This window comes from Gardnerella sp. DNF00497B (assembly GCF_049262725.1).
Classification (GTDB): Bacteria; Actinomycetota; Actinomycetes; order Actinomycetales; family Bifidobacteriaceae; genus Bifidobacterium; species Bifidobacterium leopoldii.
The window spans coordinates 1,112,413-1,130,485 of record NZ_CP058400.1 but is presented as its reverse complement, the minus strand read 5'-3'; the positions used below and the strand labels follow the sequence as shown (position 1 = coordinate 1,130,485).

The 18,073-nt window shown below is 43.5% G+C and carries 15 protein-coding genes and 3 tRNA genes; 13 read left to right on the top strand and 5 right to left on the bottom strand.

What is annotated here, in order from left to right; translation table 11 throughout:
• Nucleotide 1 precedes the first annotated feature (1 nt).
• Nucleotides 2–1,561 carry an ATP-dependent helicase gene (locus tag HXT26_RS04295; protein ID WP_410294644.1) on the top strand — a complete coding sequence of 520 codons (1,560 nt, stop codon included), beginning with the start codon at nucleotides 2–4 and terminating at the stop codon, nucleotides 1,559–1,561.
• 198 nt (nucleotides 1,562–1,759) lie between these two features.
• Here HXT26_RS04295 and HXT26_RS04290 read toward each other — a convergent pair whose 3' ends face one another.
• On the bottom strand, nucleotides 1,760–3,481 hold the full coding sequence (locus HXT26_RS04290; RefSeq protein WP_422111934.1) for a zinc-dependent metalloprotease: 1,722 nt from the start codon (nucleotides 3,479–3,481) through the stop codon (nucleotides 1,760–1,762).
• Between the two features lie 260 nt (nucleotides 3,482–3,741).
• Here HXT26_RS04290 and HXT26_RS04285 point away from each other — a divergent pair, with 260 nt between their 5' ends.
• A complete protein-coding gene (locus HXT26_RS04285) occupies nucleotides 3,742–4,629 on the top strand; it encodes a PDZ domain-containing protein (protein WP_422111933.1) in 888 nt (295 codons plus the stop codon).
• A gap of 58 nt (nucleotides 4,630–4,687) precedes the next feature.
• Here the strand turns inward: HXT26_RS04285 and HXT26_RS04280 are convergent.
• Nucleotides 4,688–4,761, bottom strand: a tRNA-Val gene (locus HXT26_RS04280).
• Nucleotides 4,762–4,879: 118 nt separating this feature from the next.
• On the opposite strand from HXT26_RS04280, the gene HXT26_RS04275 reads away from it, so the two are divergent.
• The 3 genes from HXT26_RS04275 to HXT26_RS04265 are packed head-to-tail and all read left to right on the top strand — an operon-like array spanning nucleotide 4,880 to nucleotide 7,975.
• The gene (locus tag HXT26_RS04275) at nucleotides 4,880–6,400 is read left to right on the top strand and encodes a DivIVA domain-containing protein (RefSeq protein WP_004573899.1); all 1,521 of its coding nucleotides are present in this window, start codon (nucleotides 4,880–4,882) and stop codon (nucleotides 6,398–6,400) included.
• A 31-nt stretch (nucleotides 6,401–6,431) separates the two neighbouring features.
• Nucleotides 6,432–7,178, top strand: a complete 747-nt coding sequence (recO, locus tag HXT26_RS04270) for a DNA repair protein RecO (RefSeq protein WP_004573900.1) — start codon at nucleotides 6,432–6,434, stop codon at nucleotides 7,176–7,178.
• Nucleotides 7,179–7,180: 2 nt separating this feature from the next.
• Nucleotides 7,181–7,975 carry an isoprenyl transferase gene (locus tag HXT26_RS04265; RefSeq protein WP_004105147.1) on the top strand — a complete coding sequence of 265 codons (795 nt, stop codon included), beginning with the start codon at nucleotides 7,181–7,183 and terminating at the stop codon, nucleotides 7,973–7,975.
• A 17-nt stretch (nucleotides 7,976–7,992) separates the two neighbouring features.
• Here the strand turns inward: HXT26_RS04265 and HXT26_RS04260 are convergent, their stop codons facing one another.
• Both HXT26_RS04260 and HXT26_RS04255 read right to left on the bottom strand, forming a co-directional pair.
• Complete coding sequence (locus HXT26_RS04260; protein WP_174143518.1) at nucleotides 7,993–9,225, bottom strand: amidohydrolase; 1,233 nt, start codon at nucleotides 9,223–9,225, stop codon at nucleotides 7,993–7,995.
• Between the two features lie 74 nt (nucleotides 9,226–9,299).
• A complete protein-coding gene (locus HXT26_RS04255) occupies nucleotides 9,300–9,665 on the bottom strand; it encodes an MTH1187 family thiamine-binding protein (protein WP_174164134.1) in 366 nt (121 codons plus the stop codon).
• A 191-nt stretch (nucleotides 9,666–9,856) separates the two neighbouring features.
• Between HXT26_RS04255 and HXT26_RS04250 the strand changes: the two genes are divergently transcribed.
• From HXT26_RS04250 to HXT26_RS04215, 8 genes are all read left to right on the top strand, one after another.
• Entirely contained in the window at nucleotides 9,857–11,377 is a 1,521-nt protein-coding gene (locus HXT26_RS04250) for a glycine--tRNA ligase (RefSeq protein WP_116442638.1), read from the top strand.
• A 69-nt stretch (nucleotides 11,378–11,446) separates the two neighbouring features.
• Entirely contained in the window at nucleotides 11,447–12,601 is a 1,155-nt protein-coding gene (dusB, locus tag HXT26_RS04245) for a tRNA dihydrouridine synthase DusB (RefSeq protein WP_004573903.1), read from the top strand.
• Nucleotides 12,602–12,803: 202 nt separating this feature from the next.
• On the top strand, nucleotides 12,804–14,015 hold the full coding sequence (ftsZ, locus tag HXT26_RS04240) for a cell division protein FtsZ (protein ID WP_032835254.1): 1,212 nt from the start codon (nucleotides 12,804–12,806) through the stop codon (nucleotides 14,013–14,015).
• A gap of 24 nt (nucleotides 14,016–14,039) precedes the next feature.
• The gene (locus HXT26_RS04235) at nucleotides 14,040–14,498 is read left to right on the top strand and encodes a cell division protein SepF (protein ID WP_004105139.1); all 459 of its coding nucleotides are present in this window, start codon (nucleotides 14,040–14,042) and stop codon (nucleotides 14,496–14,498) included.
• A gap of 159 nt (nucleotides 14,499–14,657) precedes the next feature.
• Nucleotides 14,658–15,476, top strand: a complete 819-nt coding sequence (gene trmB / locus HXT26_RS04230) for a tRNA (guanosine(46)-N7)-methyltransferase TrmB (RefSeq protein ID WP_422111932.1) — start codon at nucleotides 14,658–14,660, stop codon at nucleotides 15,474–15,476.
• 107 nt (nucleotides 15,477–15,583) lie between these two features.
• Nucleotides 15,584–15,655 (top strand) — tRNA-Glu (locus tag HXT26_RS04225).
• A 289-nt stretch (nucleotides 15,656–15,944) separates the two neighbouring features.
• Nucleotides 15,945–16,625 (top strand): ECF transporter S component, encoded by a 681-nt coding sequence (locus HXT26_RS04220; protein WP_032835265.1) that lies wholly within the window; start codon nucleotides 15,945–15,947, stop codon nucleotides 16,623–16,625.
• A gap of 281 nt (nucleotides 16,626–16,906) precedes the next feature.
• Nucleotides 16,907–16,980 (top strand) — tRNA-Ile (locus tag HXT26_RS04215).
• Between the two features lie 80 nt (nucleotides 16,981–17,060).
• On the opposite strand, the gene HXT26_RS04210 is transcribed toward HXT26_RS04215, so the two are convergent.
• On the bottom strand, nucleotides 17,061–17,963 hold the full coding sequence (locus HXT26_RS04210) for a carbohydrate kinase family protein (RefSeq protein WP_004105130.1): 903 nt from the start codon (nucleotides 17,961–17,963) through the stop codon (nucleotides 17,061–17,063).
• Nucleotides 17,964–18,073 lie beyond the last annotated feature (110 nt).

Sequence of the window (18,073 nt, the reverse complement as noted above, 5' to 3'; positions counted from 1 at the left end):
TATGAATTCTTCACCAGAAACTTCGCAAGTGACTTCGCAAGTGACGTCTAAAACTTCGCAAGTGACTTCTCCAGGAGCGCTTTTAGACGGGTTGGATGATTCGCAACGCGAAGCTGCTACCGCGCTAGAAGGGCCTGTGCGCATTATAGCTTGTGCAGGAGCTGGTAAAACGCGCACTATTACGCGCAGAATTGCGTATGCTTGCGCTACTGGTAAGTGGGATCCTGAAAGAGTTTTGGCAGTTACTTTTTCTGTAAAAGCAGCTGCGGAAATGAGATCGCGTATTGAGGCTCTTGGTGTAAGTAATGTTGGATGCGTCTCAACATTTCATTCTGCGGCTTTGCAACAAATTCGCAGCGTGTGGAACGACGTCTGTTCAGCACAATTTCCATCAATTATGAATGATTCTCAGCAAATCATAGCTTCTGCGCTTAAACGTTATCCAGATTTTGCGGATATGACTTTGTTGCAAACTCGCGATATTTTGGCAGAAATTAATTGGGCGAAAGTTTCGCTTATTGCGCCTGACGATTACTTGCGTGTGTGCGCTTCTACGCATCGTTTGCCTCCTGCAGGCTTAGAGCCGCAGCAATTTGTCGATATATATGAAGCTTACGAAACCGAAAAAAATGCGCATACTTGCATCGATTTTAACGATATTCTTCTACTCTGCTGCCATATTTTACGAAATTTTCCGGAAGCTGCAAACCGTATTAAGCAATCAATCGGATGGATCACAGTTGATGAATATCAGGATGTGTCTCCTTTACAGCATGAATTGTTGCGATTATGGATGGGGCAGAACCGCGATATTTGCGTAGTGGGCGATCCTGCGCAAACAATCTACTCGTTTGCAGGTGCGAATAGTTACTATTTGCTTTCATTTCCGCAAGAATTTGCGCCTCTTGGTGCAGATATTAGTTTGAATACTGACTACCGCTCCACAGAACGCATCGTAGGTCTTGCTAATAGAGTGCTTGCTGCTTCTGCACATAAAAAGGATTACGTAAAAGTTAAAGCTGTAACGAAAGGTGGTGTTCGCGTTAGTCAGCAAGTTTTTGCCACCGATGTTGAAGAAGCTTTGGGCGTGGTTGAGCAAATTGCAAAACTTGTAAAAAGCGGTGCTGCGCATCTTGGGGAGTGCGCAATACTAACGAGAACCAATGCTCAACAGCAAGTAGTTTGTAAAGCGTTAAAAGCAGCAAAACTTCCGTATCGCGTGAGAAAAGACGTGGGGTGGCAGCGAAATGTTTTAGAGGATGCACAAAGCTATGGTGCTCAAGGTATTTCTGACGTTTTTGCATCTTCTAATATTTCAACTGTTACTGTTTCAACTATTCATGCTGTTAAAGGTTTAGAGTTTGCGCATGTTTACGTAATTGGCTGTTCTGAAGGGCTTATTCCTTTTGGCTCTACGGCTGATGACAGTGCCTTGGAAGAAGAGCGCAGACTTATGTACGTTGCAATAACTCGCGCAGAAAAGACTTTGCATCTTTCTTACGCTTCTAGAAAAGACAGTGGAACTGGCATGAATCGCGTGCCTAGCCGCTTTCTTGCTTAATCTCGCGGCATAAATTTTACGCTCGTGCACAGTTTATGCCGTTTTTTGGCTTGCAACCGACTTTTTCTTTACACAATTGCACAGTTTATGCCGTTTTTTTGGCGTGAAAGCGGCATAAATTTTACATAGTTGCACAGTTTATGCCGTTTTGAGCGTTGATGTCGATTATTTAGCTGGATTGTTGTTGGGGCAGGAGTTTTATTCGCCGTCAGCATCAGTTTCGTCGGAATTGCCGGTTTCGTCGCCGGTTTCGCTGTTTTGCTTCTTTTGGCGCGCATCCTCTTCCAAAAGCTTGCTAAGTTCAGCATCCCAATCATTTGTGCCTAAATCGTCTTCTGTTAATTTTTCAAACGATTTTTCGTTAGGCGCATTTTCGATAGCGTTAGCAGTATTTTTGTTACTTTCGTAATTGTCCGCACTTTCGTGACTTTCGCTAGTTTTTTCAGTTGCTTCATTAGTTTGATTAGACTGAGTTTCTGTTGCATTTTTTGCAGCAGCTTCCGTTGCATCCTCCGCATCGGATTCTTTCGTAACTTCGTCACCAGCTTTACTTTCGTTACCAGCACCGTCACCTGCATTACCAACGCCAGCGTCTTTCGTAACTTCGCTAGCTTCCGGCAAAGTTGGCAACAAATCTGGATGACTCCACAAGCTATCTCGCTCTTCAATACCGCGCTCGCGAGTCAACTTTTCCCACAATTGTGATGCTTCACGCATACGGCGAGGGCGCAAGTGCAAACCAAGTAACGATTCAAACGTCACTTCTGCAGGCCCTCCCGCAGCTCGCTCGCGACGCATCATCTCTCGCAACTGCTCAATGTGCACAATATGAGCCATTCCAGACTGCCATGTGACGCAATCAACCCAACCTTCAACAAGTGCAAGCAAAGTTTCCAAACTGTGCAAAGCTTGACGCTGCTCTTCAGAATCATTGCTGCCAATATTTTGCAAATTAACAGCTCCTGAAATTGCTTCCGGATTCATTGTTTCCACGTCGCGAAGCTGTTCTTCCATAGCTTCTAAGTCAATGTTTATTCCGTTTGCGTACTTAATAATCAGCGCTTCAAATCGTGGCATAAGCCATGGCACGGATGCAAATAATCTTGCGTGTGCAGCTTCTCGCAAAGCCAAATAATTCATGACTTCTGTAATATCCAATTCCCACACTTTTGCATACTCAATGCAATTATATGGAATTAATCCGCCTGCAGGATTTTGTAAAAGCGCAAGACCTTGATCAAAACTGCCGTGCACTTCGTGTGAAAGTGCTCCAGCTGCTTGACCTAGTTGCATAGCAAACGAAGTGTTTCCAAGCAGTTTCATTAGTTGCGCTGGATTATTCATTCCTTCAGGCAGCGGAATTGGCACAACTCCTGCAAATAATCCTTTTACTTCAGCATCATCCACATCGCGGAATCGCTCTTCAATAACAGAAGTGAGTGCTTCGTTTACTGATTTTGCAACAGGATTAGCGAATTTAACCCAAGCTTCCAGCGTTTTTTCTACCCAATCAGCTCTAGATAATACTTCTGGCGTTCCAGGAGCAGGATTGAAATTGCACGTTATATCTAGCCACAAGTTCGCTTGGCTTAAAGCTCTTCGTGTGGCATCTGCTACGTCTGCATTTACATTTCCTTGATCGCCATTAGCGTGCTGTAGAGCAATAGATTGCGCTAACTTGCGATTAATTGGCCCTTCTTCAAGTGTTGCTTCCATTTCGTATGGATTATTAAGACCGCCTGCACTAAAAGCTTGCATCATTCCGCGAACTTCGTCTGGTTTAGGAAGCTTATCTGGATTCTGATTTAAGAGTTGTTCGCGTAGCTCAAAAGGAAGCTGATCAAGTTGTTTCCATGCTTCTTCTCCTTGTATTGGCCCAAAGCATTCAATGAGCCATTGGTGAATTGCATCGTCATTCATGAGCGTATCCTTCTCGTGCCACGTGTTGCATAATTTACAGTTTTTATTTTTATACGTTTCGTATCTGCACGTATTTGTACGTATTTTATGAGTATTTATACGTATTTTACACGTCTTTATATGCGAGTTTAGCGCATCTTCTTAATAAAAATATTTTTTAATACAAATATTCTACTCGATAATATGGTTTTATGCGCTATAACTTGCGTGCAAATATATTTTAAAGCAAAACTATATAGGGCTTGTGTCATGATACAAACATGTTTCGCTTTTCTACAGGTGCTAGTGTATTCCGTACGTGTTTTAGATTCTTGCGCTCGCTGCCTCATGCTTTAGTTTTGTACATTACTTCGCATTCTTTGCGATATTTTGCAGGATTCTTTACAGTAATTGTTGCAATTTTTGCGTTGTCGCTTCCAAGCGCATACGTTGTAGAAGAGCCTGGTCCAACGCAGGATGTTTTAGGATCCCTATCAAATACTCCTGTGATTGATATGTCTGGTTCTCGAGTAAAAGAGAATCATGATACTGGTAAGTTATTGTTGATTACTGTCAATGTTTCTGGTGTTCCTGGATATGAAGTTTCAACATTTTATTCATTGACTTCATGGATGGATCCTCATAAAACTTTGTTGCCTCGTGAAGCTATTGTGCCAGTAGGGCAGAGTGCTGATGAGTATGAGAAGGAATCCACAAATGAGATGGATGATTCGCAAAGTCTTGCTCAAAATGTTGCGTTGCAGTACGCGTCTAAGCATCTTGGAATTAAAAAAGAAGATGTAAAAGTTCGTTTACATATTGAAGATATTGGTGGACCGTCTGCTGGAATGATGTACACTCTAGGGATTCTTGACAAACTTACTCCTGAACAAGAAACTGGTGGTAAGACGATAGCCGGAACTGGAACTATTGAAAAATCGCAAAAAATTGGCGAAATTGGCGGTATTCGGTTAAAGATGATTGCAGCTAAAAGAGATGGGGCCACTTGGTTCTTAGCACCTTACGATAATTGCAATGAAGTTGTTGGGCATGTGCCACAAGGCTTGCGCGTTGTAAGTGTAAAAACATTGGATGATGCTTACAGAGCGTTAAAAGCTATTGGTTCTGGTCATGGGGCAAATAAATTGCCAAGCTGCAATGTGAAATAAAACTACAAACCAAATAAAGCAGAAAATAGATAAAGCAGAAAATAGATAAAAAAGAAAGTGGGCGATGAGGGACTCGAACCCCCGACATCCACCGTGTAAAGGTGGCGCTCTAGCCAGCTGAGCTAATCGCCCGTTCGCAACAAATTAAAAACATACATGATGGTGTGTACGAATGCAACGTGTGGCGCGCGTCGTAACAATCGCGTACAGTATACTGAATAAGAACATGTGCTCAGGAGGTCGATATTCGATGGCTCAGAAACCTGATACCGCTCGTAATGCTTCAGCAATGGAGCGTGTGGGTAAGCGTAAGTTAGGATATAACGTCGCGCAGGTGAATGCTTTTCTAGAGCGCGCTCACACTTTGTACGAAAGCGATGAAGCTCGACTCACGCAGAAAGATATTCAAGAGGTTTCTTTTGACTTGGAGCGTAATGGTTACATTATTGGTCAAGTTGATGCTGCGTTATCGCGTTTGGAACGTGCGGTAGTAGATAAGTGCACTGAGCAAGAATTGGCGCAATGCGGACGAGTTGCATGGAAAGCTCGTGTAGAAGCGCTTTATCGTAAACTTTTGCAACATGCTCAAAGAGATTATCGAGATCGTTTTGATCGTGGCTCTTCGCGTCACCCATCTTATGCGCGTAAACAAGTGGATATTATGGTCGATCAAGCCTTAGATAAGATTGCTCTTATGCTTGGTCATGAGCTTGAGTGGGAAACCGACAAAGAAACATTGCAAGATATTGATTCTGCTTATGTTTCTAATGTGATTTTTACGCAGAAAAATGGTAAGCACGGTTATGATGAGCGTCAAGTTGATTATTATTTAAACGCTTGTGTGCGTTTGCTTAGCAGCTTGGAATCTTTTGAGCGTGTAGAACAGTATGTTGATGCGGATAATAGTAGTTCCTCATACTCTCGAGCAGAATCTGAATCTTATTCTGCTCCTGCTTCTGTTCCTCCTTCCGTTCCACCTTCTGTTATTCCTGTAACTAAAGCTGAAGAGCCTGCTAAATCTTCAGAATCTACGGAATCTTATAACCATTATGAAGAGCCTGTTCCATCATTTGCTCCTTCAAGAAAGCCTGCATCTGATTTCAGTGCTGCTTCTGCTGCTTCTTCCGCTTCTGCCACTGAACCTTCTGCTTCTTCAATATTCAAACCTGTTGAGGATGCTGTGGAAGATGAAGACACTGCGGATAGGTTGCCTAAGATTGCACCTCGCTCAATACCTAGCGTGCCAAATCATGATAAACAAAGCATTTTTGCTCCTGTAGATTATGCTAATCAAGATTCCAATGATTCGTTTGAAGCGTTAAATAAGTCTGAGCGCGCAATATTTACACCTCATGCTGCTGCAAGTAAGCCTTCTAATGTTCTTAACGATACTGATAGCAATGATGAGCTTTTGCAAAGCGCTACAGTAATGCGAAACTCTTCTGAATCTTCTGTACTACCTCCTTCTTTCACTCCTGCAGCTCGTAATCGCAATAATTCACCTGCTGCACCTAAGCCTGTTGCTGCTCCTGCACCGGCTCCTGCTGAGTCAATTCCATCATTTGCTCCTCAAGATCCTGCACAGCATTCGTCGCAGCATTCCTCGCTTAATATTCCGGAGTTGCATGTTTCTGATTTGCAGCCGAGTAAGCCATTGAGTTTAGATATTCCAGATTTGTCATTCCCAATTATTGGCCATATTGATGAATCTACTAATTTCGGTAGCTCTTCTCAAAGCGGCGACGATTCGGAAAATAACGATCGTAATTAATCTAACTATTAAAAAAGATATAGTTTGATTCATGCCATTGTATCGCGATGAAGCTGTTGTGCTTCGTACTTTTCCTTTAGGTGAAGCGGATAGGATTGTTGTGCTTCTTACTAAGCGGCATGGTAAAGTTCGTGCTGTTGCGAAGGGAGTTCGTAGGCTTAAATCACGTTTTGGTGGTCGTCTTGAGCCGCTTATGCGTGTTGATTTGCTTCTTGCGCAAGGTAAATCTTTGGATGTAATCTCGCAGGCTGTTTCTATTGCTGCTTATGCTGGTGAAATTTGTGCAGATTATACGTCCTATGAGTATGCAAACGTCATGCTTGAAGTTGTGGATTTGCTTGTTTCTAACGAATATACAGATGAATACAGGCGTGAATATCAAGATACGCTAGGGCAGTATCGTCTGCTTACTGCGGCTTTACTTTCATTGTCTAAGCATAAGCATTCTCCTGATGCTATTGGCATGTCGTATATATTGCGAGCATTGTCATTAGCTGGGTGGTCTCCGCGACTACAGGCTTGTGTTGTATGTGGCAAAAATGAAGATTTATGCTATTTTTCGCCTTGCACAGGTGGAATGATGTGTGCAAGCGATCACACTCCGGATTCAATAGTTTGTGCTAATTCGACGCGTTTGCAATTGTGTGCGCTTGCGCAAGGAAACTGGTCTGTTCTTGACGGAGTGTCGGTTGATTCTTCTACTATGCGATGCGTTCAGCAATGGGCTGAATATTATCTTGAGCGACCTATTCGTTCGATGGGGTTGTTACATTCGTAAGTATGGCTTTTGAAAACGTGGATTATAAGTCGCTTGATATTCCAGCGGCTCCTTTTAGTGACCCTTCTCGCATACCAGATTTTCCTAAGGGCAAAGTGCCTCGTCATGTCGGTGTGATTATGGACGGAAACGGACGCTGGGCAAAAGAGCGCGGAATGATTCGAACCGAAGGTCATAAAGCTGCAGAACCGGTAGTTTTTGACGTTATTGCAGGAGCTATAGAAGCAGGAGTTCGTTATTTAAGCTTATACACTTTTTCTACCGAAAATTGGAAGCGATCTCCGCAAGAAGTGCGCTTTTTAATGGGATTTTCTAGGGAGATTATTCATAGGCGAGTTGCACAAATGAACGAGTGGGGAGTGCGAGTTCGTTGGGCAGGTCGTCGTCCTCGTTTGTGGAAGTCTGTTATTGACGAGTTGGAAAAAGCGCAAGAAATCACCAAAAATAATAAAACCATTGACGTTGTTTTTTGCATAAATTACGGCGGTCGTGCGGAAATTGCGGATGCTTGCGCGCAAATTGCGAAAGAAATTCGAGACGGCAAAATTAAAGGCGATCGCGTAAGTGAAAAAATGATTGCTGAGCACTTGTATAATCCGGATATTCCAGATTGCGATTTGGTGATTCGCACTTCCGGCGAGCAGCGCACTAGCAACTTTTTGCCTTGGCAAGCATCCTACGCGGAACTTGATTTTGTGCCGGAACTATTCCCGGATTACGGCCGCGAAGCGCTGTGGAGATCAATCGACCGTTATGCGCATCGCGACCGCAGATTTGGTGGCGTAAAAAACGCCTAGTATCTCACTAAGATTTGTTACTTTTCGCTAGCGAGCCAAGCGCAAGCTGCTACAACTGCAGCTGCTAATCCGCGATTAAGAGTGGGCTGCAAATCTGGGGCGAATGCCGGATTGTGATTTCCAGGAGCATTCTGCATATCCGCAAAACCACCTAAGCCCCAGTAAGCGTAAGGAGTTTTAAAAGCGTTCGCGACTATAGAAAAATCTTCCGAAGCAGAAGCGCGCGAAATATCTACAGAATCTTCTCCAAAGTATTCATCAAAAGCTTTACGCACGCGCAAAGACGCATTCTGATCATTATTCGTAAGCGGATAGCGATCATAATACGTAAACTCTGGTTCTTTAGGACATCTTGCAAGCTCGCACTCTCCACGCACAATTCGTTCAATAGCATTGTGCACAAATTCTTGAGTATCTTCGCTATAAGTTCTTGTGTTAATTAAAAGCTCGGCATCATCAGGAATAATATTCGACTTACTTCCTGCATTAAGCGCGCCAACTGTAACAATTGCGTAATCTTTAGCTGCAAGTTCGCGAGAAACAATCGTCTGCAATTTAAGCACAATTGATGAAGCAACAACCACCGGGTCAACGCTCAACTCAGGCATAGAACCATGCGAACCTTTACCAAAAATGTGCACGCGAATCGAAGCTGCAGTAGTTAAGAATGCGCCCGAACGAATACCGACTGTTCCTGCAGGAATAGCACCCAACACATGCTGACCAAGGTAAACGTCGGGCTTTGCAATCATGCTCGTAATGCCATTTTCCACCAAGTCTTTTGCGCCTTGAGCTGTTTCTTCTCCAGGCTGAAAAATGCCAATGTACGTTCCTCTCCAAGCATCTTTATGTTCATTAAAAGCCTTCAAGGCACCAAGTAGGCTGGAAATATGAAAATCGTGACCGCAAGCGTGTGAAACTCCAACCGTTTTGCCATTTTCGTCTTGCGTGCTAACTGTTGAAGTGTAATCTTTTCCTGAATTTTCTTTAATTGGAAGCGCATCGATATCCGCTCTCATAGCAACAACAGGACCTTCGCCGTTTTTAATTTCTGCCACAACGCCTGTTTTTCCAACTCGCTTTGTTTCAATCCCAGCTTTGCTAAGAATATCAATAATTGTTTGAGCTGTATGATCTTCTTTCATTGACAGTTCAGGATGTTGATGAAAGTATTTGTATTGTTTTTCTCGTTCTGCTTGGGTTTCATCTAAATCGGATAATATTTTTTGAACTGCCGTAAGTTGCAGCATAAATTCCTGCTTTCCTTTGTTTTATTATAACTTTTTTGAGTTTTGAGATTATTTGAGATTATTTGATTTCAGTTTTATTTTTCTTTATTTCGTTCGTTGAGAATTTTATCTACAAGCGCACTTTTTGCGTCAATTTGATTGCTAAAACCAGGGCGAATATCTAATTTTAGTATTACTCCGGTACGGTATCCTTTGCTGACTAAAGCCATTGTAGCGTCTTTTACAACGCGCATAACGTCATCAAATTCGCCCTCAATATTCGTGAACATTGCGTTAGTTTCGTTCTTTAATCCAGAATCGCGAATTACTTGTACGGCATCCGCCACGTACTCGCTCAACTCGTCTCCGACTCCGCTTGGAACAATACACAACGCTGCGACCGTGTTAGTTTTGTGAGCGTTTGTGTGGTCGTTTGTATTCCCGTTATTATTTTCACTCATAGTAACAATCCCTTTAAAATCGTAATCTTACGCAAATTTAGCAAAACAAGACAACGCCAAATAATGCGTCAACAAACTTATAAATTTGCGTTACTTTAACAGTTACTTTAACAATTTTACAAGCGTCACAGGGTTTTTCTATAATAGCAACGTTTTCACCCGAATTTTCTAGTTTTACGAAAAGGTGTATTGTGGCTGTTTCAAAGCTTGATGAAGTCGTCTCCTTGGCTAAGCGTCGAGGATTTGTGTTCCCAGCCGGCGAAATTTACGGTGGCACGCGTTCTGCGTGGGATTACGGCCCACTCGGTGTTGCGTTGAAAGATAATATCAAGCGCGAATGGTGGCGCTACATGGTGACCACGCGTGGAGATGTTGTTGGAGTGGATACTTCCGTTATTCTGCCTTCACAGGTGTGGGTTGCTTCCGGTCACGTTTCCGTGTTTAACGATCCTTTGATCGAGTGCTTGAATTGCCATAAGCGTCATCGTGCAGATAAGTTGGAAGAGTCTTATGCTGAAAAGCATGGCGACAAAATGCCAGAAAATGGCTTAAAAGACATTGCTTGCCCAGATTGCGGTACTCGCGGAAACTGGACTGAGCCACGCGACTTCAACATGATGCTTCGCACTCATTTAGGACCGGTTGAAGACGAAAATAGCTTGCATTATTTGCGTCCAGAAACAGCTCAGGGCATTTTCGTTGACTTTAAGAACGTCATGACTTCTACTCGTCAAAAGCCACCTTTCGGTATTGCAAATATTGGTAAGTCTTTCCGCAACGAAATTACGCCTGGAAACTTCATCTTCCGCACTCGCGAGTTTGAGCAGATGGAAATGGAATTCTTCGTAGAGCCTGGAACCGACGAAGCTTGGCACCAGTATTGGATTGACACTCGCGTGCGTTGGTATGTTGATTTGGGTGTGAAGCCAGAAAACTTGCGCATGTATGAGCATCCTAAGGAGAAGCTCAGCCACTATTCCAAGCGCACTGTCGATATTGAATACAAATTCGGCTTCCAAGGTTCGGATTGGGGAGAGCTTGAGGGTATTGCAAACCGTACTGACTACGATTTGTCTGCTCATGCTAAGCATTCCGGCGAGGATTTGAGCTACTTTAACCAGGCTACTGGCGAAAAGTATGTGCCTTACGTTATTGAGCCTGCGGCTGGTCTCACGCGCTCGCTTATGGCATTCTTGGTTGATGCTTACGACGTTGACGAAGCTCCAAACACTAAGGGCGGAGTTGACAAGCGCACTGTTCTTCGACTTGATCCTCGTTTGGCTCCTGTTAAAGCTGCAGTTTTGCCTTTGAGCAAGAAGCCAGAATTGCAAACTGTTGCTCGAGATTTGGCTGCAGATTTGCGTCAGCATGATTGGGTTATCGATTACGATGAGGCTGGTGCTATTGGTCGCCGCTATCGTCGTGAGGACGAAATTGGTACTCCTTTGTGCGTAACAGTCGACTTCGATACTTTGGAAGATCATGCTGTTACAATTCGCGAGCGCGACACTATGCAACAAGAGCGCGTTTCCTTGGACAAGGTTGCAGATTACGTTGCTAGCCGAATTAACGAAAAACGTGTTAAGTATCCGCAAGGTCCTGTTGAAATCGTTGGTACTCGTGCAGCCGACGGCGCTACGGATATTGCTAAAGAAGCTGGCGAAGACGAGTCTAAGCCTGTACAAATCGCTACTGCTGGCGGATTGTACTAATACGCGTTTGAGTAGTGCTTAAGCATTAATAAGCAAAATTATTATTATAGTGAACGGAGTTAAAGCAATATGAATTTTTCTATAAAACCAGTGGATTTAGGGAAAGTTCATATTGCAACTCCTGTTGTTCTATCTCCAATGGCTGGGATCACTAACTGGCCATTTCGCGTAATTTGCCGCGAATTTGGTCCGGACGGGCTTTACGTAGCAGAAATGATTACAGCGCGAGCTCTAGTTGCACGAAATCCAAAAGCGCTTAGACTTTGCCGTTTTGCTCCTAGCGAAAAAGTGCGCTCTTTGCAGCTTTATGGTGTAAATCCTTCTATTGTTGAGCAGGCAGCTCGAATTGTTGTCGACGAAAACATGGCTGACCACGTTGACTTAAACTTCGGCTGTCCAGTTCCAAAAGTGACGCGACGCGGCGGCGGTTCTGCTCTTCCTTGGAAAACTGATTTGTTGCAAGAAATTTTGCATCGCGTTGTTTCTGTTTGTGAGCCAGCAGGAATCCCTGTTACGGCTAAATTCCGTGTTGGAATTGACGAGAATCATGAAACTTTTATTCAAGCTGGTCATATTGCACAAGAAGAAGGATGCGCTGCTGTAACTTTGCATGCTCGCACAACTGCAGAATATTACGGTGGTCATTCAGACTGGCAGCGTATTGGTGAGCTTGTAGAGGCGCTGAATATCCCCGTTTTTGGCAATGGTGATATTTGGGGTGCTGAAGATGCGCTCGCAATGTTTAAGGAAACTGGTTGCGCTGGCGTTGCTATCGGTCGAGGATGCCAAGGTCGCCCATGGTTGTTTGCTGATATTCGCAATGCTTGCGAAGGTAGCGATAATCGTGTGAATCCTACTTTGGCAGAAGTTGGTTCCGTTATTTTGCGTCACTTGAAGCTTTTAGTTGAGTTTTATGATGGTGACGAGCGTATGGCTGTTCACGACTTGCGTAAGCATGTTGCTTGGTATTTAAAGGGCTTTCCTGTTGGTGGTGGCACTCGTAAAGCGTTTATGGAGTGCGAGTCGATTGAGGATGTTCAACGTAATCTCGATATGCTTGATGGTTCTCTTCGTTTGCCAGAAAAGGTGTTAGACACGCCGCGTGGACGAGTTAGATTTGCTAAAAAAGTTCATTTGCCGTATGGGTGGTTAGATTCTCGTACAACTAGTCACGAAGAGCGAGAGGCGTTATTTGGTGATGATCCAATGGATGCAAGTTACTAGTGTTTTCTAGGGCTTTCGTCATTTTTTTGCTCTGATTATTTCGAGAATATTCTATTAAAATCACCTTGTGCTCATATTTGCATATAGCACGGTGTATTATCAAAGCAGTGACATTTTTTCAGTTTATTGTGAAAACGTCGTCAGTATCGAGCGTTTTGCGCTAAAATATTGTGTAAACGTGCGTGAGTGACAGGAGATAACGGTGAGCGAGATTGCCCAGACTGACAATTTCAACGACAAAACCATCATCAAGGTAGTCGGCGTCGGTGGTGCCGGCGGTAACGCCGTCAATCGGATGATCAGCGAGGGCCTACAGAATGTAGAGTTTGTGGCCATTAATACTGACGCTAAAGATTTACTGCGTTCTGATGCTGATGTAAAGATTTCATTATCTGATGCTTCGAGCCGAGGCTTAGGCGCTGGTGCTGATCCTGAAAAGGGTGCTAAGGCTGCGCAGGATCATCAATCAGACATTGAAGAGGCACTTAAAGGTGCTGACATGGTGTTTGTTACCTGCGGTGAAGGCGGCGGCACAGGTACTGGTGCAAGCCCAATTGTGGCTCGTGCGGCTCATCAGCAAGGTGCTTTGACTATTGCTGTTGTTACACGTCCATTCGGTTTTGAAGGACCGCAACGTGCTGCATCTGCAAAACTTGGTATTGAGAATCTTCGCAAAGAAGTTGACGCGTTGATTGTTATTCCAAACGATCGTCTTTTGGAAATTTCTGATCGTACTATTGGAATTATTGAAGCATTTAAGACGGCAGATACTGCGTTGCTCGCAGGTGTGCAAGGCATTACTGATTTAATTACCATGAATTCTTACATTCATGTTGATTTCTCTGATGTTACAGCTGTTCTTCGCGGAGCGGGTACCGCATTGTTCGGTATTGGTGCTGCAAAAGGCGAGGATCGTGCAACTCAGGCAGCTGAAATTGCTATTAGCTCCCCATTGCTGGAAGAAAGCATTGAGGGTGCTCACGGTGCTTTGATTAATATCGCAGGTCCAAGTGATTTGAAGCTTCAGGAAGCTTCTGCTGCAACTGAACTTGTTCGTAAAGCTATTCATCCAGAAGCTCAAATTATTTGGGGTCTTTCCCTCGATGATTCTTACGGCGATGAGGTTCGAGTTACGGTTATTGCTGCTGGATTTGATGCTCATCCTAAGGCGGAGGAGTCCTCAGCTAAAGCTGGTCAGTTTGTTGATATGCAAGCAGATGTTAAGCCTGTAGCTCCTGCACAGTCTACCTCATCTTTCAAAGAGGAAGCTCAAGCTGCTCCACAAGTAGAACAACCTGCTTCTATGCCTTCTATGTTTGAGCCTGCAATGAATCAGCAATATTCTCCTGCGGCAGCTCCTGTACAGCAGCCTGCCGAACCTGACGAATTAGATATTCCTGATTTTCTGCGTTAAGCGTGACGAGAGGAGGGTTGCTTCATGGCTGGCTTTATGAAGAACGTGATGTCATACGTTGGTATGGCAGATGTGCCTGAGGATGATGATTATGCTGAATCTGATGTTCAAGAAACGTCATTCGATAATGATCGCTCGGTAACTCCTGCTGTGTCGCAACATGGTAATGATTTGCGTGGTGGTTCTGCTCGTGCGAATGCTAGTCGTATGAGTCGTATCACTACAATTCATCCTAAGTCTTACGATGATGCGCAAATGGTAGGTCGTGCTTTGCGTGACGGTGTTCCAGTGGTTTTAAACCTTACTGGTGTAACTGAATCGGTTGCGTATCGTATTGTTGATTTTTCTGCTGGAGTTGTATTTGGTGTTCGCGGTTCTATTGAGCGTGTGACTCCTAGGGTATTTTTGCTAAGCCCAGCACAAGTGAATATCAAAGTAGAGGATGCTCCGAACGACAATACCGCGCGTGATTTGTTCTCCTAAAAATTGTATTTGCTAAAGAATTAATTGAGCAGCGTTTGTTTAACAACTTTCGCTGCTTTTTTATACTTTTTGGTAGCATAAAAGCGATGCGTACGAGCATGACTAAAATCATGCGAATTTAAACTAAAGGCATATAGCCCAAATAACGAAAGTAATCTCATGAGCATTGAAAATGAAAACGAAAACACTATGCAAGCCAAGCAACGCACTGTATTGTCGTTTGTGCGTCGTTCTGGGCGCTTAGATGCGCGTTTACAGCACGCTCAGGAGCGTTATGCAAGTCAGTACCTGCTAGACGTTACTGAAGCGCCTGGCTCATTTAGATTGCGCGAAAATTTGAACATTACGCATGATTGGATTAGCGATAAGTGGGGGAATGATAATCCGCTTATTGTTGAAATTGGTTCCGGGCAAGGCGAAAACATTGTTGCTGCAGCTGAACGTTTGCCGGAAACTAACTTTTTAGCGCTTGAAGTTTATGATCCAGGCGTTGCTCACACAATGCTTCTTGCTGGAAAGCAAGGTTTGACTAATCTTCGTATTGCGCAAATTAACGCTCCTGATTTCTTCGCTGCGTGCGACTGCGGAGTTTTAGAAGAAGTTTGGACTTTCTTCCCGGATCCATGGCCTAAAATGCGCCACCATAAGCGTCGTATTGTGCAGCCAGAGCTTGCCTCTACAATACACCAGGCGTTGCGTAGAGGGGGTGCGTGGCGCATTGCTACAGATATTGAGGACTACGCTTTGCATGTGCATGAGATTATGGATTCTCGCGAAGATTTTGCAAATATTGGCGAATTAAGCGCAAGTCTTCCAATTGAGCATGTAGGGAAAGGTACAGCTGATACTGCAGCAGCTCTTCCGCACGCAGATTTTAGCGAGTCTGAGCGCTTTGCTGGTCGAGTTCTTACGAATTTTGAGCGCAAAGGCTTGGAAGCTGGTCGCACGATTCACGACTTCACCTACATAGTACAATAATGCTTTGCCGCCGCTGTTCTCGTAGCTTTGCAGTTGTACTTAGCCTCAACACGCCGTGAGTTGCGCGACTCTTTTTTGAGTGTTAATATCATATGGTTTGGTTCGAAGCCCCCTTCGTCTAACGGTTAGGACACCAGACTTTCAATCTGACAACAAGAGTTCGACTCTCTTAGGGGGTACAAATTACAACGCCGCTGGGTTTCCAGCGGCGTTTTTCGTTTTTCGTATTTCTGATTTTTGTATTTCTATTTTTACTGCTTACCCTATTTTTGCGCAGCAATTAGTTTTTCATATATTTTTTCTATAAATCGATATAACATCTGACAATGTATTAAATATCACAAAAGGTATGTTGTGCTTTTTAGAGATGATACACTTTCTCATTGGTACTTCTGCCCGGGCTGCGTAGGTCAGGAAGTATTCAATTCAGTAATTTACAATGCGCAGCAGCTTAAAAAAGGATTTCCTATGAGCGATATTTTCAATACAAATAATAATGGATTAGAATCATCTAATTGTGTAACGGATCAAGTGGATAGTAATGCTGCTTCTAGTATTAATAGGGTTGTAAGCATGCGTTGGCGTGTTGCAGATATCGCATTAGGTGCTGCTCTTGCTGCTGTTTTTGGCGTTATCTTGTATGGCTATGGCTTAGTGTTTATTCCTTTGATTCGTACTTTGAATGCAGCTGTTCTTCCTGGTTTTGCAAGCATCACGCATGGTGTTTGGTATTTGTCTGGAACTCTTGCAGTTTTGCTTATTCGTAAGCCAGGTTCTGCAGTGTATGTAAATGTCGTTGCAGCATTTGTACAGGTGCTTCTTGGAACTCCGTTTAATATGCGAGATACGCTTATTTCCGCACTTTTGCAGGGTGTGTTTGCGGAGATTCCGTTCTTAATTTTCCGTTTGCGAAAGTTTAATTTGACTTTAAGCGTTGTATCTGGATTATTGGTAGCGTTTGAATATGGAGTTTACTTAACATTTACTAAGTATCAAGGTAAGGCTCCAACTTATATTACTATTCACATGCTTAATGAGCTTATTAGTGGATTGTTGCTTTCTGGAGTGCTTGTGTGGTTTGTGTATTTGGCTTTGCGCAAAACTGGTGCTCTTGATAACTTCGCATCTGGACGTTCTGACCGAGCTTGAAATCATCTGGATTTCAAGCTCCTTCAGAGCGTCGAGCTTGCTCAGGTTGAAAGCACTGTGTGCTTTCAACGCAAGCGAGGTCTGCCTTCGTCGTTATTGACGGAGGCAGATTTTGGTTGGTGTGGTTTTGTGTTGGGTTTTGTTTGTTTGGATTTTGACTGAGCTTGAAATCATCGGTATTTCAAGCTCAGTAATCTTAAGCAAGGTCAAAAATTCGACTCACTGAGTTGGCGACGTTTATGGGTATGTGCTAATCTAGTCGTTGCTAACTTTGTTAGCGTGGGGCTTTAGCTCAGTCGGTTAGAGCAGCGGACTCATAATCCGTCGGTCCAGGGTTCAAGCCCCTGAGGCCCCACAAGATATTAATAATGCCACTTCATTATGGTTTATGAAGTGGCATTTTTGTATCTTATAATTTAAATTTTATTTTTTGTTTTATTTGTTATTTTCTGCCAATGACAAGTAATCTGGTATTTGCTTTGGATACTTAGGCCATGCTCCTTCTTGAGTGCACACGAATGCTGCAGTATTAACAGCTGCGCGATGCGCCTCTTGTAAGCTTTCTCCTTTAAGAATATGCGCTGTGAATGTTCCTGAGAACGAGTCCCCAGCACCAACTGTGTCAAGAACGTCAACGTGTGGAGTTGGGATAGTTGAGCTTTCTCCAGTGCTAGTAGTAATCGTACTAAAAGTAGAGCCGCCTGTAAGAATCACATAATCTAGTGCATAACGCGCTTGGAACCACTTGCAAGCTTCCTCGTCTGAAGTGTCGCGAATATTGAACATGTCGCGCAATAAGAATAGTTCCGAATCGTTAAGCTTAAATACTGTGGCTTCTTGAAGTAATGTGTCAATAAGATCCTTAGAGTAGTGATCGCTTCTAATATTAATGTCGAAGAACTTCATTGCTCCAGGCTTAGTATGCTTTAACAATTGTAAAATTGTGTCGTGAGTTTCTTGAGAACGTAAGCTTAGAGTGCCAAAACATACTGCATCTGCTCGTTCTACTAAATCAATGAGTTCTCGAGTGTAAAGAATATGATCCCATGCTATATTTCGTAGAATAGTGTACTCTGGTATTCCATTTTTTAGTGTTACTTCTACAGTGCTTGTTGGCCAAGCGTTGCGTTGAATAATTGAAGCGATGCCAGCTTTGTTTACTTTGTCAATCAGCTCATCGCCGAGTTGGTCTTGACCAACAGCACTAATCATGCAACTTTGCGCTCCGTGACACTGTGCGTGATATGCAAAATTTGCTGGCGCTCCGCCAACACGTTTTCCGTGTGGGAGTAAATCCCATAAAAGTTCGCCGAGTGAAAGAACAATTGGCTTAGTCATAAATATTCCTTTCGCGCGCGTCAGTGCAGCAAATTTGTAGAGCTATACTTTTTACTAAATATCTTCTCGCTTCTTCAAAAGCATTTTGATGCAAATTTTGCTTGTAAAAA